Origin of the sequence: Ensifer sp. Root954 (genome assembly GCF_001429005.1) — a bacterium.
Lineage (GTDB): Bacteria > Pseudomonadota > Alphaproteobacteria > Rhizobiales > Rhizobiaceae > Ensifer > Ensifer adhaerens.
In genome coordinates, this window is the sequence record NZ_LMJM01000014.1 from 63,136 (window position 1) to 81,773 (window position 18,638).

Genomic DNA, 18,638 nt, shown 5'->3' on the forward strand with positions numbered 1-18,638 from the left:
CAAAGGTACAGCATGCGTCTTGCATGGTTTTTCCTCGCGCTCGCCATCGCGACCGAAGTGGTGGGCCTGACGGTGATGAAGGCCGCTTCCGAAAGCGGCTCCTATCTCGGCCACATCGTCATGTATGTCTCGATCGCACTCTCCTACGTCTTCCTGGCAAAGGCGGTGAAGACGATATCGGTCGGCGTCGCCTATGCGATCTGGGAAGGTTCGGGCGTCGCCATCATCACCCTGGTTTCGGTTTTCGTCTTCGGCCATGTGCTGACCGGACGCGAAATGCTCGGGCTTTCGATGGCGATCGTCGGCATCCTGCTCGTCAATGCCGGCGAGTATCATGACGAGGACGAGGCAGCGCGTGAAGGAGCCGCCGATGAGCGCGCCTAGCATCTACTTCGTTCTCGCGGTCGTGGCCGGCATCCTCGATATTGCGGCCAACCTCGCCTCGACGAAATCGGAAGGGTTCGCCCGCCGCGGCTGGGGCATCCTTTCGATTCTGCTGGTGCTCGCCGCCTTTGCCTTCCTGGCGGAAGCCATCAAGGGCATGGAGCTCGCCATCGCCTATGCCGTACTTGGCGCAACCGGGATCTTCGGGACAGCCATCTGCGGCCGCTTGCTGTTCGGTCAGAAGCTGAAGCCGATCGGCTGGGTCGGACTGGCGCTCATCTTCGGCGCGGTGCTGGTGCTTCACACCGCCTGACGCGGGCGCCCGCCGGGTCCGGCACGCTTCTGTCCTTCCATGGCCTCCGCCTTACCGCGGGTCAGCCAGTTCAGCAGGCGGAAATAGAGGCTGTAGGGCAGCAGGTCCATGAGCTTCACCGCGTAGGCAAACCGGCGTGGGAAGGCAATTTCGAACCTTCGCGACTTCAGGCCGGCAACGATGCGCCTTGCCGCCTCTTCACTGTTCACCGGCGCCGGTCGCAGAAAGCGAATGCGCGCGGTCCCGGGCGTATCGACGAAGCCGGGGCTGATGATCTGCAGCCGGACGCCGAGCCGGTCGAGATCGAACTTCAGGCTTTCCGCCATATTGATCAGCGCGGCCTTGGTGGCGCCATAGGCGGCACTGGTCGGCAGTCCGCCGTAGCCGGCCACCGACGAGACGATGGCGATGTGTCCGTACCCCTGCGTCTTCATGTGGTCCACCGCCGGCAAGAGACAGTTGACGACGCCGTTGAGGTTGACGGCAAAGCTCTTCTCGAAGGCCTCGCGGTGAAGCTCGTCTCCGCGCACCGGCAGCGCGACCCCGGCGTTCAGCACCACGAGCGAAAGGTGCCCGTGATCATATTCGATCGCCGCCATCACCCGCTCCATGTCGGCAGGGTCAGTGACATCGCCGTCGAGCACGGTGATCCGCCCTTCGCTTGCTGCTTCATGCTGCAGGTCCACGAGCCTGTCGTGGTTTCTCGCCGTCACGACGACGGAATAGCCTTCCCGCACCAGCGCGAGCGCCAGTGCCCGCCCGGTTCCCGAGCTTGCGCCCGTCACCCAAGCCAGTTTCTGTTCCGATTTCGTAGATTGAATACTCATCACTCACTCCTCGGCACGCGCCGGGAAACACGGACGCATCTCCTTCTGTGGGCGAAAAATGACTTGCCCGGCCCTTCTTCGCGGCAGCGCTCCTTGCCGCCGGCTCTCGCAGTCCCTGGAGACGATTTTTGTTCGGGACAGAGCGACGGCGAAACGCTATTTCTTGCCTGAAGTGCAGGCTGAGCCGAAAACACGCCAACATTTCGGCGGTCCCGGAACGTTGTCGATATTCGCTGGCCGCCGTTCGCTTTTACCTGGTACGTGCCGCCTTACCGCGGTGCCTGTCCTCAAACACGAGGTTCTGAAAATGGCCATTCTCCCGTCCGTGCTCGAAGCAATCGGAAACACGCCTCTGATCCGGCTGAAATCCGTATCCGACGCGACAGGCTGCACGATCCTCGGCAAGGCCGAGTTTCTGAACCCCGGACAATCGGTGAAGGACCGCGCGGCGCTCTGGATCATTCGCCATGCGGAGCGCACCGGCCAGTTGCGGCCGGGCGGTGTCATCGTCGAAGGTACGGCCGGCAATACCGGCATCGGCCTGGCGCTGGTCGGCCAGGCGCTCGGCTACCGCACCGTCATCGTCATTCCGGAAACCCAGAGCCAGGAAAAGAAGGACGCCCTGCGGCTGCTCGGCGCCGAGCTGGTCGAAGTGCCGGCCGTTCCCTACAAGAACCCCAACAACTACGTGAAGATCTCCGGCCGCCTCGCCGAGCAACTGGCCAAGACCGAGCCAAACGGGGCGATCTGGGCCAACCAGTTCGACAACGTCGCCAACCGTGACGCCCATGTGGAGTCCACGGCGCCCGAGATCTGGCGCGACACGGACGGCAAGGTCGACGGCTTCATCTGCGCCGTCGGCTCCGGCGGCACGCTGGCCGGCGTCGCCCAGGGCCTCAGAGCCAAGAACCCCGCGGTCAAGATCGGCCTGGCGGACCCGCAAGGTGCGGCCCTCTACAATTTCTACGCCAATGGCGAACTGAAATCCGAAGGAAGCTCGATCACCGAGGGCATCGGCCAGGGCCGAATCACCGCCAATCTGGAAGGCTTCACACCCGACTTCTCGTACCAGATTCCCGATTCGGAAGCCGTGCCTTACGTCTTCGACCTGATCGAACGGGAAGGCATTTGCGTGGGTGGCTCGACGGGCATCAACATCGCCGGGGCCGTGCGGCTCGCCAAGGACCTCGGGCCGGGACATACGATCGTGACGATCCTGTGCGACTATGGTAACCGCTATCAGTCGAAGCTCTTCAACCCGGACTTCCTCGCCTCCAAGGGGCTGCCGGTGCCGACGTGGTTGAAGACGGCTTCCAACATTGCAGTGCCATACGAATCAGTTGGATAGGAATGCGATGACCAGGACCGTGACTGCCCTCTTCCGTGACGACTTCTACCTCTCGACATGTGAGGCCAGCGTCACCGGAATCCTCGAAGGTGGCGGGATCGAGCTTGATCAGACCTGCTTCTATGCCACCTCCGGCGGCCAGCCTGGCGACACGGGTTTTCTGGAGCGCGCCGATGGCAGCCGCATCGACATCGCGGTCGCCCGCCATGGGGAGACCAAGGATATCATCATCCATGTGCCGGCCGAGGGCCAGCCGGCGCCCGAGATCGGCGAGAAGCTGGTTCTGCACATCGACTGGCCGCGCCGCTACCGGCTGATGCGCATGCACACGGCCTGCCATCTGCTTTCGGTCGTCTGCCCCTTCCCGATCACCGGAGCGTCGGTCGGCGAGGACGAGAGCCGTGTCGATTTCGACATGAACGAGACGATCGACCGGGACGAGGTCACAACAGCGCTGATGAAGCTCGTCGACGAAAACCACCCCGTTTACGTCCAGTGGATTACCGACGACGAGTTGGCCGCCAACCCCGGCATCGTCAAGTCGAAGAATGTTCGCCCGCCGATCGGCCTTGGGCGCGTCAGCCTTGTCTGCATCGGCGAGAACTCGGCGGTCGACAGCCAGCCCTGCGGCGGTACGCATGTGTCGGAGACGCAGGAAGTCGGCGCCATCCACATCGCCAAGATCGAGAAGAAGGGTAAGGAGAACCGCCGGTTCCGTATCCGCTTCGGCACCGCCGAAGACCGCGCATCAGTTTGAGTAAGGAGTTGCGACCGTGACCAACAACAAGAGCGCCTTTGTCGTTTCCGCCGATTGGCTGCAGGAGCGCCTCGGCGATCCGTCGATCCGGATCCTCGACGCGTCGTGGTACCTGCCGGCACAGAAGCGCAACCCGAAGGCGGAATACGACGCCGGCCACATTCCCGGTGCTGTCTTCTTCGACCAGGATGCCATTGCCGACCATACGAGCGGCCTGCCGCATACGCTGCCTTCGCCGGAAGCCTTTGCTGAAGCCGTCGGCACGCTTGGCGTCAGCGAGACGGATACGATCGTCGTCTATGACGGCCCGGGCATCATGACGGCGCCGCGCGTCTGGTGGGAACTGCGCATCATGGGTGCCAAGAATGTCTATGTGCTCGATGGCGGCATGGACGGCTGGAACCGGGAAGGCCGACCCGTCAGCACGGATGTCCCCTCGCCCAAGCCGGCCACGTTCAAGCCGAGCTTTACGCCCACCGCCGTTACCTCCTTGGCCGGAATGAAGCAGATCGTCGCCGACGGCGCGATCCAGGTCGCCGATGCCCGTGGCGCCCCGCGTTTTTATGGCGAGGAAGCCGAGCCGCGTGCCGGCCTTCGTTCCGGTCACATGCCCGGCGCCCACAGCCTTCCTTCCGGCGTCTTTTCGGAAAACGGGAAGCTCAAGGATCTTGAGAGCCTCCGCCAGACCTTCGCAGCGGCCGGCGTCGATCTTTCGAAGCCCGTGGTCACGACCTGCGGATCGGGCGTAACTGCCGCCATCATCACCCTGGCGCTACAGTCGCTCGGCCACACCGACAACACGCTCTATGACGGATCCTGGTCGGAATGGGGTGGCCGCACCGACACCGCCGTCGTCACAGGTCGCGAGTGACGCCATGCGCCCTCCGAAGCTCGCCTCACTGACGGCGCACGTCACCGAACTCGAAATGACCGCTCCGCCGAAGCAGAGCCTGCCGATGCCGGTCAATATCCAGACGGCGATCCTGCGCGTCTCCGACATTCCGCTCGGCTACTATCGGTTTCTCTATCTGCGCGTCGGACGTCGCTGGCACTGGACCGAACGGCTGCGGATGAGCGACGAGGATCTGGCAGCACTGCTTGGCGACAAGCGGAGGAGCGTGACGGTTCTTTACGTCAACGGCGCGCCGGCCGGATTCTTCGAACTGCATCAGGGCGACGACGATGTGGTCGAGCTTGTGCATTTCGGGCTGATGGAACACGCACTCGGCCTCGGGCTCGGCAAATGGTTCCTGCTGCAGACGCTGTTTGCCGCCTGGGCGCTGAATCCGAGCAAGCTGAAGGTGACCACCAACAACCTCGACCATCCCCGCGCACTGCAGCTCTATCAGCAATTCGGCTTCTCGCCAGTCGCGACCCGCGAGGCCACGGTCGAGCCTTTGACCGATGCCGAGCTTCTGAGCCTGGTGAAAAACCTCTGACGAACACCATCCGGCAAGTTCCGGGTGTCCCGATGGCTGCGGCCGGTGCACTCTCCTGATCGAACAATTCAAGCCGATCAAGGAGATACACGATGTCGCTGCGCTATATTCCGATGTCTGAAGCGGAAGCCCGTCGGATGAGAGAGGGCGGGCTGGACGCCTATGGCAATGCGCCGGAGCGACAGATCTCCGATGGCGACGGCGTACCGTGCCGTCATTGCCTGGATTATGTCGAAGCCGGCGCGCCCTATTTGGTTTTCGCGCTTCGACCGTTTTCCTCATTGCAGCCTTACGCGGAAACCGGCCCGGTGTTCATGCACGCCGAGGCGTGCCCGGCGCATGATGGCGAAACCCTGCCGCCGATCCTGAGCTCGCGTGACAGCTATCTCCTGCGCGGCTACGGCCCCGACGAACGGATCGTCTATGGGACCGGTGATGTCATCGCCAGGGAACAGCTTGAAACTCGAGCGAATGAACTGCTGGCACGATCCGACATTTCAGCCGTCCATGTGCGCTCGACCAAGTACAACTGCTACCAGTGCCGGATCGTCACCGCCTGACGCCTTCGTGGCAATCGGCCCGGCATCGCTTGCCGGGCCGCTGGATCAATTCCGTCAGGCGACGTTCAGCGCCGCCTCCGGCGCATAGGCATCATAGCCGAGCGCTTCGGCGACAGGCGCGTTGGTGACGCGACCGCGGTGCACGTTGAGGCCGGCGCGCAGATGCCGGTCTTCGGCAATCGCTTTCAGGCCCTTGTCGGCGAGCTGCAGACCATAATGCAGTGTCGCGTTGTTGAGCGCATGCGCCGAGGTCACCGGCACGGCACCCGGCATGTTCGCAACGCAGTAATGCACGATGCCGTCGACTTCATACGTCGGATCGGAATGGGTCGTGGCATGCGAGGTTTCGAAGCAGCCGCCCTGGTCGATGGCGACATCGACGATGACGGCCCCCTTCTTCATGCCGGTCAGCATTTCGCGGGTCACAAGCTTTGGTGCTGCTGCCCCCGGGATGAGCACGGCGCCGATGACAAGATCGGCTGAAAACACTTCCTCTTCCAGCGCGTCGATGGTCGAATAGCGCGTGTGCACGCGACCGGCAAAGAGATCGTCGAGCTGGCGCAGACGCGGGATCGAGCGATCGATGATGCTGACGTCAGCGCCAAGACCCGCCGCCATGCGGGCGGCATGCAGGCCGACGACACCGCCGCCGATGACGGTCACCTTGGCCGGCAGCACGCCCGGCACGCCACCGAGCAGGATGCCGCGGCCACCATTGGCCTTTTGCAGCGAAGTCGCACCGGCCTGGATCGCCAAGCGCCCGGCAACTTCCGACATCGGCGCAAGCAGCGGAAGGCCGCCGCGATCGTCGGTGACGGTTTCATAGGCAATCGCCGTGACGCCGGAATTCAACAGGCCCTTGGTCTGTTCCGGATCGGGCGCAAGATGCAGATAGGTATAGAGAATTTGGCCTTCGCGCAGCTGCGCCCATTCGGAGGGCTGCGGCTCCTTGACCTTGACGATCATGTCCGACTTTTCGAACACGTCCTTCGCCGTCGCGACGATTTTCGCGCCAGCGGCACGGTACGCATCGTCGTCCGCGCCGATCCCTGCCCCGGCCTTGGTCTCCACGATTACCTCGTGGCCATGGGCAACATATTCACGCACCGAGCCGGGCGTCAGGCCGACACGATATTCATGGTTTTTGATTTCCTTCGGGCAACCGACACGCATCCTTGCGTTCCTCTCCTGTTGGGCTTTGCGCCGCTTTTGACGAGGCAATCAGCAAAACACGCCGACAATCGAATGTCCTTGCAAAGACGAAAGCCAGCGCGCATTGATTTCGAAGAATGTTGCGACAATGGGCGCAGGATTGAGGGAAATCACGAATGAGCGAACTTGATGCCATCGATCATGCGATTCTGCGCATTCTTCAGCAGAACGGCCGGATCTCGAATGCCGACCTCGCAGCGAAGGTCGGACTCTCTCCGTCCGCCTGTTCTCGGCGCGTCGACATCCTGGAAAAATCGGGAACGATCGCCGGATACCATGCGCGGATCGCCCACAAGGCGCTCGACTACCAGATCATGGTCATCGTGCATATTTCGCTCTCGGGGCAGTTCGCAAAGACGCTCGCCGAATTCGAGGCAGCGGTAAAGCTCTGTCCGAACGTGCTTGTCTGCTACCTGATGTCGGGAGAATATGACTACATCCTGCGGGTCGCGGCCAAGGATCTGCAAGACTACGAACGCATTCACCGTGACTGGCTTTCGGCCTTGCCCCATGTGGTGAAGATCAATTCCAGCTTCTCGCTGCGCGAAATCATCGATCGGCCGAATGTCGGCATCTGAAAGCGGCCGAAAACCTATCGGCCGACGACGCAATTGCGGCCGCGTCCCTTGGCGGCGTAGAGCCTCAGATCGGCCTGCGCCAGTAAATCCTCGACAGAGACCCCATCGGCAGGCGTCGAAGAAAGCCCGATACTCGCCGTAACCGAGCGACCGTCCGGCGTCGCAATCTGATCTGAGATCGCAATCCGGATCTCCTCGGCGCGGCGCAGCGCATCGGCATGCATCATTGCCGGACACAGGATAACGAATTCCTCGCCGCCATAGCGAAACAGCCGGTCGACCGGGCGCAATTTCGACTTCACCGTTTCCACCAGACGCTGCAACACACGGTCCCCTTCCAGGTGGCCAAATCGATCGTTCACACCCTTGAAGTGGTCGACGTCGATGATCATCAGCGTCACGGCTGCGTTCTCGGCGCTCGCGGCGCGCAGCATTGCCGGTGCCTCGGCCTCGAACCGGCTGCGGTCGAGCGAGCCCGTCAGCGTGTCCTGCCCGGAGCGCGACAAGAGGTCCTCGTAGCGCTCACGGAAGGTCAGCGTGTTGAAGATGTCGCCAAGCGGTCGGTCCGACATGGCAAGCGACGGGTGGCGCGAGAGGTTGAGATAAAGGCCGACGGCAATGGCATAGAAGGGTGCTGCCAGCATTTTCGCCATCCAGCCGCCCCAGAAGACCTCGGCCGGCGCGCCGTTCCACCAGCGCAGCGCCGCATAGAAGGCGGCCTGATCGAAGGTGAGCACCACGAAACCGCAGATGAGGAAACGGACGGTCACGAAGTGACGCAACCACCGCCCGAGGCGCTCGTAGAGCAGGATGATCATCAGCGCATCGAAGTAGAGGATCGTCGTTCCCCAGACCATCAGCCACCCCATCTCGTCGATGAAGGCGAGGTCGGCGGAGCGCTCCGCCACGATCGACACCGTATCGTGCTGCCGCAGCAGAAGGCTGAGCGCCACCGTCAGGAAATTGCCGGCGAGCAGACCATAGATCGGCTGGCGCACCGTTGCTGCGTCCTCCTTCACATAGAGGAGGAGGATCATCATCAGCTTGCCGGAGAACAGCACGGCCGATCCGGGCGAAATCACGCCGAACGGCAGTTGCACATAAAAGACCGCGGCAAGATAGGTCTCGATGAAGTGCATGACGCCGAGGGCCGCGACAAAGACCCCGAGACCCAACCGGGCACGAAGGTGCAAAAGCCCGATCATCGCCGTGACGTAGACCAGCGCCTCGCCGACGAAGAGAAGAAGGTTGGCGTTTGGCATGTGCTTGAGAAAGTTCCGTTTCCTCAAGCACCGTTAACCAGGAAACTTGAAGAAAACTTTACCGGATGTCTGCTGTCGCTCGACCTTTCAGTGCGAAAATCTGCCGCTTTCGGAAACGTCGGCTTTCCGGCATAGTCGGCGCCCACCCACCGTCGTTCGCCTTCCGACGAACAAAACTCCCGATTGCATCCCGTTTCCATGAAGACCCGCATTCTTGATCAATGGAGGACCGCATGACATCGATGACTTCCCCGCTTAACCTCACGCGCCGCTCGCTTCTTGCGGGGGCCGCAGCGTCCTCGGCACTCGTCATGTTGCATCCATTCTCGGTTCGCGCTGCCGCTAACCAGGCGCATCTCAGGATCATGGAAACGACGGACCTGCACGTCCACGTCTTCCCCTACGACTATTACGGCGACAAGCCGAACGACACGGTCGGCCTTGCGCGCACCGCTTCCATCATCGACGCCATCCGCGCCGAAGCGACCAACTCCATCCTCGTGGATAACGGCGACTTCCTGCAGGGTAACCCGATGGGCGACTACATCGCCTATCAGCGTGGCATGAAGGACGGCGATCTCCACCCGATCGTCGCGGCCATGAACGTGCTCGGCTATGACTGTGGCACGCTCGGCAACCACGAATTCAACTATGGCCTGGACTTCATGTTCAAGGTGCTGAACGGGGCGAACTTCCCGCTCGTCTGCGCCAACCTGACGAAGGGAGCGCTTGCCGCCAATGCGCGGGAGGATGAGCTGTTCCTGAAGCCCTATGTCATCCTCGACCGCAAGGTGAAGGACGGTTCCGGCCAGGAGCATCAGATCCGCATCGGTCTCATCGGCTTCGTACCGCCGCAGATCATGACCTGGGACGCCAAGCACCTGGAGGGCAAGGCCGATGCCCGCGACATCGTCAAGGCGGCGGAAGCCTGGGTGCCGCAGATGCGCGAGGAAGGCGCCGACATCGTCGTGGCGCTCTCCCACTCCGGCATTGGCCAGGAAGCCTATGCGGAGAACCTCGAGAACGCATCCGTTCCGCTCGCCGCGATCGAAGGTATCGATGCGATCGTCACCGGACACAGCCATCTCGATTTTCCTGGGCCGAAGTTCGATGGCGTTGGCGGCGTCGACAACAAGAAGGGCCTGATCTCCGGCAAGCCCGGCGTCATGGGCGGCTTCTGGGGTTCGCATCTCGGCCTGATCGACCTCTTGATCGAGCGTGAGGGTGGCGCCTGGCGCGTCGTCAGCTCGACAAGCGAAGCGCGGCCGATCTATCGGCGCGTTGAAAAGAAAGTCGTGGCTGAAGTCGCCGATCGAAAAGACGTTCTGGCCGCCGCACAAAAGGACCACGAGGCAACGCTTGCCTATGTGCGCACGCCCGTCGGCAAGACCAGCGCGCCGCTCTATTCCTACTTCGCCCTGGTTGCCGACGACCCGTCGGTCCAGATCGTCAGCCAGGCGCAGACCTGGTACATCAAGGACATGCTGAAGGACAACGAGCACCGCGACCTGCCGGTGCTTTCGGCGGCGGCCCCCTTCAAGGCCGGCGGACGCGGCGGCGCCGATTACTACACCGACGTTCCGGCGGGCGACATCGCGATCAAGAACGTCGCCGATCTCTACCTTTATCCGAACACGGTGCAGGCCGTGGTCATAACAGGCGAACAGGTGCGCAACTGGCTGGAAATGTCGGCCGGCATCTTCAACGAGGTCAAGCCGGGGGCTTCCGACGCGCCGCTGATCAACGGCGGCTTCCCGTCCTACAATTTCGACGTCATCGACGGGGTCACCTATCAAATCGACCTTTCCGTACCGCCGAAGTTCGACAAGGACGGCAACACGATCAACGCCGCATCGAACCGCATCAAGAACCTGCAGTTCAATGGACAAGCGATTGATCCGGCGCAGAAATTCGTCGTCGCCACCAACAACTACCGGGCCGGCGGCGGCGGCAACTTCCCCGACATCACCGCCGACAAGGTAGTGTTCGTGGCTCCCGACACCAACCGCGATGTGGTGGTGCGCTACATCATCGACCAGGGCACGATCAATCCGTCGGCCGACGCCAACTGGACCTTCGTTCCGCTCGCCGGGACGAGCGTGACATTCGACAGTGGACCGAAGGCACGGCAGTTCCTGGCACAGGTGAAGGGCGTGACGATCGAGGACGCTGGCGACGCCGCCGACGGTTTTGCGCGCTTCCGCATCAAGCTCTGAGCCCCCAACCGATAAGTGTGGGCTGCCGCTTGCGGCCGCCCACACGCTTGGCGCGCAGTTGACCAGCCAGCTGAACCGCCGACACAAGTCCACGGCATTCCTGCCGCAAGACATGAGCTTCGACAGGCAAGCTTATGTTTACATTAGATTATCTTGAAGAGACAAGCCGGCTCAGACCTGGCGCGACGGGGCGTCGTCGGAAAACAGCGACGGGCCGGTCTGGTCGATGATCTGGCGCCCCTTGCGCAGCGCCGCGTCGATCGCGTCCTGCTCGGACGTGAAGAGATCGGCACGGATGAAGCTGCGAACCCTGGCGCTGCCTTCGGCCGAGACCTTCTCGATATTACCCGCCAGACGGAACTGCGAGCCCTCGCGCATCGGCGTCGCACGGATGGTGCAATCCGCATAGGCCTCGGATTTCCCCGCTGCTGCCTGCGCCTGGTCTTCGGAGTTGCCGGATCGGCCGAACAATTTCGAGAAAAACGATGCCATGCCCAAGACTTAGACGCCGCGGCCGACCCTGTCAAAGCCTAAGTGCCGATAATTGACCGCGACGCCCACTCCCGTCAGATGATGAGGTTGGAAAGGATCTCGTTCTCGGTAATGTCCTGGTAGCGCAGTCCCGCGGCGTCGAAGCGAGCCTTCAGCACCGGGAAATTCTCGGCATGTTTCGTCTCGATGCCGATCAGGATGGAACCGAAGTTGCGCGCTGACTTCTTCAGATATTCGAAGCGCGAGATATCGTCCTCGTCGCCGAGCAGGTTGAGGAAGTCGCGGAGCGCGCCCGGCCGCTGCGCCATCCGCAGGATGAAGTACTTCTTGAGGCCGGCGTGGCGCATCGCCCGCTCCTTGACGTCAGGCAGGCGCTCGAAATCAAAGTTGCCGCCGGAAACGACCGCGACCACCGTCTTGCCTGCAAGCGTCTCAGGTCCCAGCGCTTCCAGCGCCGAGATCGAAAGAGCGCCAGCCGGCTCGAGCACGACGCCTTCGACATTCAGCATGTCGATGATCGTCTGGCAAATCGCGTTCTCCGATAGCAACATGACCTGGTCAGGCGAGAAACGCCGAAGTGCCGCAAAATTGAGGTCGCCGATGCGCCCAACCGCGGCACCGTCGACGAAGTTGTCGACCTGATCGAGGGTCACGACGCTGCCGGTTTCCAGGCTTTCGCGCAGGCTCGGCGCACCCGACGGCTCGCAGAAGATGAAGTGATCGGCTGCAACCTTATCCTTGAGGTAGCCGGTGACGCCGGCGGCAAGACCGCCACCGCCGACCGGCAGCACGACGAGATCCGGAACAACCTCTTCCGGCAGTTGCCAGGCAATTTCCGCCGCGACGCTTGCCTGTCCCTCGATGATGTCGGCGTGGTCGAAAGGCGGCACCATGACGCCACCGATCGCCTCCACGTGGTCGCGGGCAGCCTTGTAGCACTGGTCGAAGATATCGCCGACCAGCTTGATGGTGATGAACTCGCCACCGAACATCCTGGTCTTGTCGATCTTCTGCTGCGGCGTCGTCACCGGCATGAACACGACACCCGGCACGCCGAAATGGCGGCAGACGAAGGCGAAGCCCTGGGCATGGTTGCCGGCCGAGGCGCAGACGAAGGTCTTACCCGAGGCGCCGGCACCGATCGCCTTGCGGAAGAAGTTGAAGGCGCCCCTGATCTTATAGGAGCGAACCGGCGAAAGATCCTCGCGCTTCAGATAAATATTCGCACCGTAGCGTGCGCTCAAATGCTCGTTGAGCTGCAGCGGCGTCGGCGGGAAGATCTCCCGCAAGGCTTCGGTTGCGGTTTCGACATCCTGCTTCATCACGTGCGGTCTTCCGTTGAGTTGGTCGCTGGCCGTCGCTATTGCACATCGCAACGCCCGAAGCCATGGCTTTGACTCGAATCGGGCCGGCGTTGAAAATGACGCACTGACCGTTCCACCGGCACGGCCACACTGTTCTTCCGGGAAATAAACGCTTGAACGCAACCCTGATCCGGCATGCCGTGCACATTTCGGCGATCCTCGGCATATATCTTGCCTGCGCCATGTTGGTGCCGGCGATGGTCGATCTCTATTACGGCCATTCGGATTGGCAGATCTTTGCCGCTTCGGCGTTCATGGTCGGCGGCCTTTCGCTTGCGACCTTCATGGCGACGCGCATGGGCCCGCCGCCCTTCTCCAAGAAGTTCGGCTTTGTTCTCGTCAATATGCTGTGGGCCGTGTTCTCGGTTGTCGGCGCGATCCCGCTCTGGCTGTCATCGATGAAGCTCGATTTTGCCCAGGCACTGTTCGAATCCGTCTCGGCCATCACGACGACCGGTGCGACAGTGATCGTCGGTCTGGACGATGCGCCGCCCGGGCTCCTCCTCTGGCGGTCACTTTTGTGCTGGCTCGGCGGCATCGGCATCGTCGTGCTCGGCCTGTTCATCATCCCCTATCTCAGGGTCGGCGGCATGTCGTTCTTCAAGATGGAATCCTCCGACACCGGCGACAAACCATTTGCCCGGCTCGCGAGCTTCAGCCGCGCTTTCCTCGCGATCTATGTCGTCATCACGCTTCTCTGCACGATCGGCTATTTCCTGACGGGCATGAACCGCTTCGATGCGATCAACCACGCGATGTCGACGGTGGCGACGGGTGGCTTTTCCACCCATGACGCATCCTTCGCCTATTTCGGCAGCATTCCGCTGCTCTGGACCGCCACCTTCTTCATGGCGCTTTGCAGCCTACCCTTCTCGATCCTGAGCGTGCTGGTCGCCCGTGGCAGGCTGGATGCGCTGCGCGACCCGCAGATCATCGTGTTCCTCGGCTATCTCTCGGCCTTCTCGATTGCCGTTGCCGTCTATCATCGGCTCGCCAATGGCGTGGAATTCCATCTGGCTCTGGCACACTCCTTCTTCAACATCACCTCTATCCTCTCGACCAGCGGCTATGCCAGCCAGGACTACAGCCTCTGGGGGCCCTTCGTCGTCATCGCAGCCTTCATCGCCACCTTCATGGGCGGTTGCTCCGGCTCGACCGCCGGTGGCATCAAGGCCTATCGCTTCATCGTGCTCTTCAATGCGATCCGGTCGGGTTTGAACAAGATCGTCTACCCCAATGCGATCTATGCGGTGCGCTATGGCGGCAACACCGTCGACGCGGACACGCAACGTTCCATCTTCCTGTTCTTCATCACCTATATGCTGCTCTGGGTGCTCGGCAGTCTCGCTATGGGCGCGCTCGGCTACGATCTGGTCACCGCCACCTCGGCCGTCATTACCTGCCTTTCCAATGTCGGCCCGGGCCTTGGTCCGATCATCGGGCCGGCCGGCAACTTCTCGACGCTCCGCGATCCCGAACTCTATCTGCTGTCGCTGATGATGCTGCTCGGTCGTCTCGAAGTGCTGACCGTGCTGGTAATCCTGACGCCGGTCTTCTGGAAGCATTGACCATTCGCCTGGCGGCCCTATCGTCTTGACTCGGTGCAGCAGATGCCGAAAGTCGGTCGAAACCGGCGATGGGGGAACGTCATGGTGAAACATATACGTCGTCTGGCGATGCTGACCGCCGCCGTGACGCTTTCGGCTGGTCTCGCGGCCCATGCCGGCCCGCTTGCCGACGCGGCGGTGCAGGCCGAAAAGCTCGCGGCTTCCGGCGACGCGGCGAAAGCCCATGACCTGCTCCGCCAGGCGATGAGCGACTTTTCGCAAACGTTGCCGCTGGCGATCGGCAAGGCGGTTTTCGTAACCAAGGCGCCGACTGGCTACGCCATGTACGATCCGCGCGACGGCGCAGTCTTCAAGGAGGGAGAGTCGCTGATCTCCTATATCGAGCCGATCGGCCTCACCTGGAAGGATTCGGCAACGAAAGGCCAACTCGAAAGCCACTTCACCGTGGATTTCGATATTCTCAATCCGAAGGGCGACGTGCTCGCCGGCCAGAAGGCGTTCGGCGATTTCACCTTCACAGGCCACCTCAGAAACCAGGAAATCTATTCGACGCTGACCATCGACGTTTCCGGCGCGCCCGCCGGCGACTATGTGCTGCGCTTCCACTTCAATGACGTCAACAGCGGCAAAAGCGCCAGCGTCGACCAACCCTTCAAGATTGCCGGACCGTAATATTATGCCCCATACTGTAACGACCGTCGGCTTCGATGCCGACGATACACTCTGGCAGAACGAGCAGTTCTTCCGGCTGACGGAAGCGCGCTTCGCCGAGCTTCTGAGGCCGCACACCGACACCGAACATCTCTCCGACCGGCTGCTTGCCGCAGAGAAGCGCAACCTTGGGCTCTATGGCTTCGGCATCAAGGGCTTCGTGCTCTCCATGGTCGAAACCGCCGTCGACGTCACCGATGGCAAGGTGCCCTCCTCCGTCATTGCCGAGATCCTCGCCGCTGGGCGCGACATGCTCGTGCACCCGGTCGAACCGCTGCCGCATGTCAAGGAAACCCTCGAGGCGCTTCACGGCCATTTTCGCCTTGTCATGATCACCAAGGGCGATCTCTTCGACCAGGAGCGCAAGCTCGCCGCCTCCGGCCTTGGCGACTACTTCAACGCCGTCGAGATCGTCAGCGACAAGACCGTCGCCACCTACGAGCGCATCTTCAAACGCCACGGCGACGGAGCGCTGAAAAGCATGATGGTCGGCAATTCGCTGAAGTCGGATATCGTGCCTGCACTCGGTGCCGGAAGCTGGGGTGTCTATGTCCCGCACGCGCTCACCTGGTCGTTCGAACACCACGATAAGCCGGAGGACCATCCGCGTTTTCGCGAGATTGCGGATCTCGGCGGGTTGGCCACGGTCCTTGAGCGCTTGACACTGAAGGCTTGACTGTCGTCCGCAAGCGCCAAGTCGATTGAAACTATAAGCTGATGCGTATCGATGATACACGCATCAGCTTATCGTCCCCATGGTGGCTTAGATGAGGGGAACCAATGTTGGCGCTTGTTTTCGGTGCAGCGATATCGATGGTGGTGGTGGGCATGCTCATTGGTTGCTGCGGAAGGTTTCGGCTTTGAGCGTCTTTTCGTCGCGCCTCGCGGGTTTGGCGGTTCTGTTGTTTCCCGCACCCGCCATCCACTCGTTCAATTCGGGCTGGCCGTTTGTCGACGCGTTTATCGTCTACGGCCTTGGGGCACTGATTGCCGCGGCCGTCTTCTACTTCATGAAGACGAGAGAACAGCGCGCCTAAGCGCGTTGTCCACCCCGAAACCCCTGATCACCCTTGACTGTTTGACCTGAGTGTTTGATCTAGGCTGTATGCGGGCGTGGCGAAACTGGTAGACGCAAGGGACTTAAAATCCCTCGGCCTCGGCTGTGCGGGTTCGATCCCCGCCGCCCGCACCAGGCAATCGGTTTTCAAGGATCAACAGGATAGGCGCGTCCGACGCTCTCAGGAGAGCGAGACGTTGCGCCGGCGAGACTGGCCGCTCAGTTGTTGTAGTAATAACAATCGCATTCCGCCTGGTAGGCGTCGTCGTGCCAGACGCGGACGGCGAGTTTCGTTGCGCATCCCTGGTTTTCCAGCCTGAGGCCGAGAAGCGAGACCGCTGCCGCCTTGGAATTGGGGGCGTCCACCTCGATTGCCGATCCGACCTGGTGGACACCCTGCCGCGGGGTCCAGGTGAAGATCTGAACGCTGTAGTGCATCGAATATCCTCCGTGGAGAGATGGTGTGCACGCAATACTAAACGCTATGTGTTCGCAATGAGCCGGTCGCCTTGACCGTTTCAGCCGTCTTCGACGGTCGCTTCAGGCCGATCGCCGCCATCCGTGTGTTCGAAGTGCCAGTGGCCCTCTTCGTCCTGGAAGCTGATCTCCTCGTCGTCGCCGCCGACTTGCTGTTCGGCGGCGGCGGCCTTGGCGGCGGCAAGCGCCGTTTCGCGGTTGGGAAAGGGTTCCGAAAAGGCGTCGGCGGCCTTATAGGCCCATCCGCCGTCATGAGGAACGATGGTGTACGTAATTCGCGCCATACTTCCCTCCCGATAATCCGAAAGACGTTTCCGTCTTCGGCGGGCCGTTGCCGCACGGCCCTGCATTCCTCCTCGTCAAAGGCATACTCAATGCCGAACGCCGCGGATATTAGCACAAGTGTGGTAGGAATTGCCACATTAGCGAATCACCCGGAAAGGCTAGCCGCAAAACAAAAAGGCGGCCCCTTGCGGCGCCGCCTAAGCTCTTGAAACGATTGCGTCGAAATGATCAGGCCGAAAGCTTCGCAGCGATCTTGGCGACGTGTGCGCCCTGGAAGCGGGCCGCCTGGAGTTCGACCTCGGACGGCTGGCGTGAGCCGTCGGCATCGGTGATCGTCGAGGCGCCATAGGGCGAGCCGCCCTTGATTTCGTCGAGGCCCATCTGGCCCTGGAAGGCATAGGGAAGACCAGCGACGACCATGCCGTGATGCATCAGCGTCGGAATGAAGCCGAGGATCGTGGATTCCTGACCGCCATGCTGGGTGGCCGAGGACGTGAAGACCGAGCCGACCTTGCCGACCAGCTTGCCAGACGCCCACAGGCTGCCCGTCTGATCGATGAAGTTGCGCATCTGCGAAGCAACGGTGCCGAAGCGCGTGCCGGCGCCGAAGATGATCGCGTCGTATTGGGCAAGCTCCTCGACATGGGCGATCGGCGCGGCCTGGTCGAGCTTGAAATGAGAGGCCTTGGCGATCTCGTCCGGCACCAGTTCCGGAACGCGCTTGACGTCGACTTCGGCGCCGGCAGACTTGGCGCCTTCGGCCACGGCGTAAGCCATGGTTTCGACGTGTCCGTATGCCGAATAGTAGAGAACGAGAACCTTGGCCATAATTGCTCCTTTGGATACAAGCGATCCCACTTGATCACTGCTGCGCGGAAGATTTATCAAAATGCAGCCGCATGCCAGGAGCCGTCCGGGAAACAGACTGTTCTCGCAATGTGAACAATAATAATTCACTGTTAAATGACTGACTAAACAAACAGGATCACCCGATGAGCAGCATAAAAGTCGTCACTGCCGCCATGGTCGCCATCGGCGACGAACTTCTGTCGGGGCGAACCAAGGACAAGAACATCGGTCACCTCGCCGACATGATGACCATGGTCGGCATCGACCTGAAGGAAGTGCGCATCGTCGCCGACGACGAGGCGGCGATCGTCGAGGCGATCAATGCGGTGCGCAGCCGCTACGATTACGTCTTCACATCCGGCGGCATCGGTCCGACGCATGACGACATCACGGCCGATGCCGTGTCTCGCGCCTTCGGCGTCGAATGCATCTACGAGCCCGAAGCGATGGCGCTGCTCGGCGCCATGTACGAACGCCGCAACATGGAGTTTACCGACGCGCGCAAGCGCATGGCGCGCATGCCACTCGGTGCACGCCATATCCCGAACCCGGTATCGACAGCGCCGGGCTTCGCCATCGGCAACGTGCATGTCATGGCGGGCGTGCCGCAGGTCTTCCAGGCCATGCTCGACGCGCTGCTGCCCGGCCTGAACGTCGGCTCGCCCCTCCTCTCCCGCACCGTACGCTCGCCGTTCGGCGAGGGCGATATCGGCAGCCCGCTAACCGAAGTGCAGAAGAACCATCCGGAGACGAGCATCGGCTCCTACCCGAAATTTGACGGCAAGACCTTCTCGACGGATATCGTCGTGCGGGCCCGCGATCCGGAAGCGCTTGCTGCAGCGGAGGCTGATGTCCAGGCCATGATCCAGGCAATCGCCGACGCGCGGGCAAAGGGATAGCGCGAAGCCCTTGCACTCAAGGCCTCAATGCCGTTATTGC

The 18,638-nt window shown here is 61.8% G+C and carries 22 protein-coding genes and 1 tRNA gene; 15 read left to right on the forward strand and 8 right to left on the reverse strand.

The genetic code is table 11. The features are described from left to right. The first annotated feature begins 12 nt into the window (after positions 1–12). Both ASE71_RS07605 and ASE71_RS07610 read left to right on the forward strand, forming a co-directional pair. Complete coding sequence (locus ASE71_RS07605) at positions 13–384, forward strand: SMR family transporter (RefSeq protein WP_060517105.1); 372 nt, start codon at positions 13–15, stop codon at positions 382–384. Next, positions 371–697: an SMR family transporter gene (locus ASE71_RS07610; RefSeq protein WP_060517103.1), complete on the forward strand. Its 327-nt coding sequence runs from the start codon at positions 371–373 to the stop codon at positions 695–697. The genes ASE71_RS07605 and ASE71_RS07610 overlap by 14 nt, the downstream gene beginning before the upstream one ends. Here ASE71_RS07610 and ASE71_RS07615 read toward each other — a convergent pair. After that, complete coding sequence (locus ASE71_RS07615) at positions 685–1,527, reverse strand: SDR family NAD(P)-dependent oxidoreductase (protein WP_051659213.1); 843 nt, start codon at positions 1,525–1,527, stop codon at positions 685–687. The genes ASE71_RS07610 and ASE71_RS07615 overlap by 13 nt on opposite strands. A gap of 304 nt (positions 1,528–1,831) precedes the next feature. Here ASE71_RS07615 and ASE71_RS07620 point away from each other — a divergent pair, with 304 nt between their 5' ends. The 5 genes from ASE71_RS07620 (at position 1,832) to ASE71_RS07640 (ending at position 5,628) form a co-directional block, all read left to right on the forward strand. Next, on the forward strand, positions 1,832–2,872 hold the full coding sequence (locus ASE71_RS07620; protein ID WP_060517101.1) for a cysteine synthase A: 1,041 nt from the start codon (positions 1,832–1,834) through the stop codon (positions 2,870–2,872). Between the two features lie 7 nt (positions 2,873–2,879). Continuing rightward, positions 2,880–3,629, forward strand: coding sequence for an alanyl-tRNA editing protein (locus tag ASE71_RS07625; protein WP_060517098.1), 750 nt, complete (start codon positions 2,880–2,882; stop codon positions 3,627–3,629). Between the two features lie 16 nt (positions 3,630–3,645). Continuing rightward, on the forward strand, positions 3,646–4,500 hold the full coding sequence (gene sseA / locus ASE71_RS36860) for a 3-mercaptopyruvate sulfurtransferase (RefSeq protein WP_060517096.1): 855 nt from the start codon (positions 3,646–3,648) through the stop codon (positions 4,498–4,500). A gap of 4 nt (positions 4,501–4,504) precedes the next feature. Then, positions 4,505–5,068 (forward strand): GNAT family N-acetyltransferase, encoded by a 564-nt coding sequence (locus ASE71_RS36865; RefSeq protein WP_034791121.1) that lies wholly within the window; start codon positions 4,505–4,507, stop codon positions 5,066–5,068. 92 nt (positions 5,069–5,160) lie between these two features. Beyond that, positions 5,161–5,628: a DUF1203 domain-containing protein gene (locus tag ASE71_RS07640; RefSeq protein ID WP_060517094.1), complete on the forward strand. Its 468-nt coding sequence runs from the start codon at positions 5,161–5,163 to the stop codon at positions 5,626–5,628. Between the two features lie 54 nt (positions 5,629–5,682). Here ASE71_RS07640 and ald read toward each other — a convergent pair whose 3' ends face one another. After that, complete coding sequence (gene ald, locus ASE71_RS07645) at positions 5,683–6,801, reverse strand: alanine dehydrogenase (protein WP_060517092.1); 1,119 nt, start codon at positions 6,799–6,801, stop codon at positions 5,683–5,685. 155 nt (positions 6,802–6,956) lie between these two features. Here ald and ASE71_RS07650 point away from each other — a divergent pair, with 155 nt between their 5' ends. Beyond that, complete coding sequence (locus ASE71_RS07650) at positions 6,957–7,418, forward strand: Lrp/AsnC family transcriptional regulator (protein WP_034791115.1); 462 nt, start codon at positions 6,957–6,959, stop codon at positions 7,416–7,418. 14 nt (positions 7,419–7,432) lie between these two features. Here the strand turns inward: ASE71_RS07650 and ASE71_RS07655 are convergent, their stop codons facing one another. After that, entirely contained in the window at positions 7,433–8,680 is a 1,248-nt protein-coding gene (locus tag ASE71_RS07655) for a sensor domain-containing diguanylate cyclase (RefSeq protein WP_060517090.1), read from the reverse strand. A 242-nt stretch (positions 8,681–8,922) separates the two neighbouring features. Between ASE71_RS07655 and ASE71_RS07660 the strand changes: the two genes are divergently transcribed. Beyond that, the gene (locus tag ASE71_RS07660) at positions 8,923–10,896 is read left to right on the forward strand and encodes a bifunctional 2',3'-cyclic-nucleotide 2'-phosphodiesterase/3'-nucleotidase (protein WP_060517414.1); all 1,974 of its coding nucleotides are present in this window, start codon (positions 8,923–8,925) and stop codon (positions 10,894–10,896) included. Between the two features lie 171 nt (positions 10,897–11,067). Here the strand turns inward: ASE71_RS07660 and ASE71_RS07665 are convergent, their stop codons facing one another. Beyond that, complete coding sequence (locus ASE71_RS07665; RefSeq protein ID WP_060517088.1) at positions 11,068–11,388, reverse strand: HlyU family transcriptional regulator; 321 nt, start codon at positions 11,386–11,388, stop codon at positions 11,068–11,070. A gap of 74 nt (positions 11,389–11,462) precedes the next feature. After that, entirely contained in the window at positions 11,463–12,710 is a 1,248-nt protein-coding gene (gene ilvA, locus ASE71_RS07670) for a threonine ammonia-lyase (protein ID WP_034791101.1), read from the reverse strand. Between the two features lie 155 nt (positions 12,711–12,865). On the opposite strand from ilvA, the gene ASE71_RS07675 reads away from it, so the two are divergent. From ASE71_RS07675 to ASE71_RS07690, 5 genes are all read left to right on the forward strand, one after another. After that, positions 12,866–14,320, forward strand: coding sequence for a TrkH family potassium uptake protein (locus tag ASE71_RS07675; protein ID WP_060517087.1), 1,455 nt, complete (start codon positions 12,866–12,868; stop codon positions 14,318–14,320). Between the two features lie 81 nt (positions 14,321–14,401). Next, complete coding sequence (locus tag ASE71_RS07680; protein WP_060517085.1) at positions 14,402–14,992, forward strand: hypothetical protein; 591 nt, start codon at positions 14,402–14,404, stop codon at positions 14,990–14,992. Between the two features lie 4 nt (positions 14,993–14,996). Continuing rightward, the gene (locus ASE71_RS07685; protein ID WP_060517082.1) at positions 14,997–15,707 is read left to right on the forward strand and encodes an HAD family hydrolase; all 711 of its coding nucleotides are present in this window, start codon (positions 14,997–14,999) and stop codon (positions 15,705–15,707) included. A 184-nt stretch (positions 15,708–15,891) separates the two neighbouring features. Then, positions 15,892–16,068 carry a hypothetical protein gene (locus ASE71_RS35655; RefSeq protein ID WP_156400709.1) on the forward strand — a complete coding sequence of 59 codons (177 nt, stop codon included), beginning with the start codon at positions 15,892–15,894 and terminating at the stop codon, positions 16,066–16,068. Between the two features lie 70 nt (positions 16,069–16,138). Further along, positions 16,139–16,223: transfer RNA gene (locus tag ASE71_RS07690), tRNA-Leu, on the forward strand. An 84-nt stretch (positions 16,224–16,307) separates the two neighbouring features. Here the strand turns inward: ASE71_RS07690 and ASE71_RS07695 are convergent. The 3 genes from ASE71_RS07695 to wrbA form a co-directional block, all read right to left on the reverse strand. Next, positions 16,308–16,526: a hypothetical protein gene (locus ASE71_RS07695; protein WP_034791089.1), complete on the reverse strand. Its 219-nt coding sequence runs from the start codon at positions 16,524–16,526 to the stop codon at positions 16,308–16,310. A gap of 80 nt (positions 16,527–16,606) precedes the next feature. Then, on the reverse strand, positions 16,607–16,849 hold the full coding sequence (locus tag ASE71_RS07700; RefSeq protein WP_034791085.1) for a DUF2188 domain-containing protein: 243 nt from the start codon (positions 16,847–16,849) through the stop codon (positions 16,607–16,609). Positions 16,850–17,078: 229 nt separating this feature from the next. Beyond that, the gene (wrbA, locus tag ASE71_RS07705) at positions 17,079–17,678 is read right to left on the reverse strand and encodes an NAD(P)H:quinone oxidoreductase (RefSeq protein ID WP_034791083.1); all 600 of its coding nucleotides are present in this window, start codon (positions 17,676–17,678) and stop codon (positions 17,079–17,081) included. A gap of 164 nt (positions 17,679–17,842) precedes the next feature. Here wrbA and ASE71_RS07710 point away from each other — a divergent pair, with 164 nt between their 5' ends. After that, the gene (locus ASE71_RS07710) at positions 17,843–18,598 is read left to right on the forward strand and encodes a competence/damage-inducible protein A (protein ID WP_060517080.1); all 756 of its coding nucleotides are present in this window, start codon (positions 17,843–17,845) and stop codon (positions 18,596–18,598) included. Positions 18,599–18,638: the final 40 nt, after the last annotated feature.

Excerpts from the sequence above, each read along its gene's own strand:
- ASE71_RS07625 (WP_060517098.1), top strand. The coding sequence starts at position 2,880 with ATGACCAGGACCGTGACTGCCCTCTTCCGTGACGACTTCTACCTCTCG.
- ASE71_RS07680 (WP_060517085.1), top strand. The coding sequence starts at position 14,402 with ATGGTGAAACATATACGTCGTCTGGCGATGCTGACCGCCGCCGTGACG.
- wrbA (WP_034791083.1), bottom strand. The coding sequence starts at position 17,678 with ATGGCCAAGGTTCTCGTTCTCTACTATTCGGCATACGGACACGTCGAA.
- ASE71_RS07700 (WP_034791085.1), bottom strand. The coding sequence starts at position 16,849 with ATGGCGCGAATTACGTACACCATCGTTCCTCATGACGGCGGATGGGCC.
- ASE71_RS07710 (WP_060517080.1), top strand. The coding sequence starts at position 17,843 with ATGAGCAGCATAAAAGTCGTCACTGCCGCCATGGTCGCCATCGGCGAC.
- ASE71_RS07685 (WP_060517082.1), top strand. The coding sequence starts at position 14,997 with ATGCCCCATACTGTAACGACCGTCGGCTTCGATGCCGACGATACACTC.
- ASE71_RS07610 (WP_060517103.1), top strand. The coding sequence starts at position 371 with ATGAGCGCGCCTAGCATCTACTTCGTTCTCGCGGTCGTGGCCGGCATC.
- ilvA (WP_034791101.1), bottom strand. The coding sequence starts at position 12,710 with ATGAAGCAGGATGTCGAAACCGCAACCGAAGCCTTGCGGGAGATCTTC.
- ASE71_RS07695 (WP_034791089.1), bottom strand. The coding sequence starts at position 16,526 with ATGCACTACAGCGTTCAGATCTTCACCTGGACCCCGCGGCAGGGTGTC.
- ASE71_RS07660 (WP_060517414.1), top strand. The coding sequence starts at position 8,923 with ATGACTTCCCCGCTTAACCTCACGCGCCGCTCGCTTCTTGCGGGGGCC.
- ASE71_RS07620 (WP_060517101.1), top strand. The coding sequence starts at position 1,832 with ATGGCCATTCTCCCGTCCGTGCTCGAAGCAATCGGAAACACGCCTCTG.
- ASE71_RS07665 (WP_060517088.1), bottom strand. The coding sequence starts at position 11,388 with ATGGCATCGTTTTTCTCGAAATTGTTCGGCCGATCCGGCAACTCCGAA.
- ASE71_RS07605 (WP_060517105.1), top strand. The coding sequence starts at position 13 with ATGCGTCTTGCATGGTTTTTCCTCGCGCTCGCCATCGCGACCGAAGTG.
- ASE71_RS07640 (WP_060517094.1), top strand. The coding sequence starts at position 5,161 with ATGTCGCTGCGCTATATTCCGATGTCTGAAGCGGAAGCCCGTCGGATG.
- ald (WP_060517092.1), bottom strand. The coding sequence starts at position 6,801 with ATGCGTGTCGGTTGCCCGAAGGAAATCAAAAACCATGAATATCGTGTC.
- ASE71_RS07655 (WP_060517090.1), bottom strand. The coding sequence starts at position 8,680 with ATGCCAAACGCCAACCTTCTTCTCTTCGTCGGCGAGGCGCTGGTCTAC.
- ASE71_RS36865 (WP_034791121.1), top strand. The coding sequence starts at position 4,505 with ATGCGCCCTCCGAAGCTCGCCTCACTGACGGCGCACGTCACCGAACTC.
- ASE71_RS07650 (WP_034791115.1), top strand. The coding sequence starts at position 6,957 with ATGAGCGAACTTGATGCCATCGATCATGCGATTCTGCGCATTCTTCAG.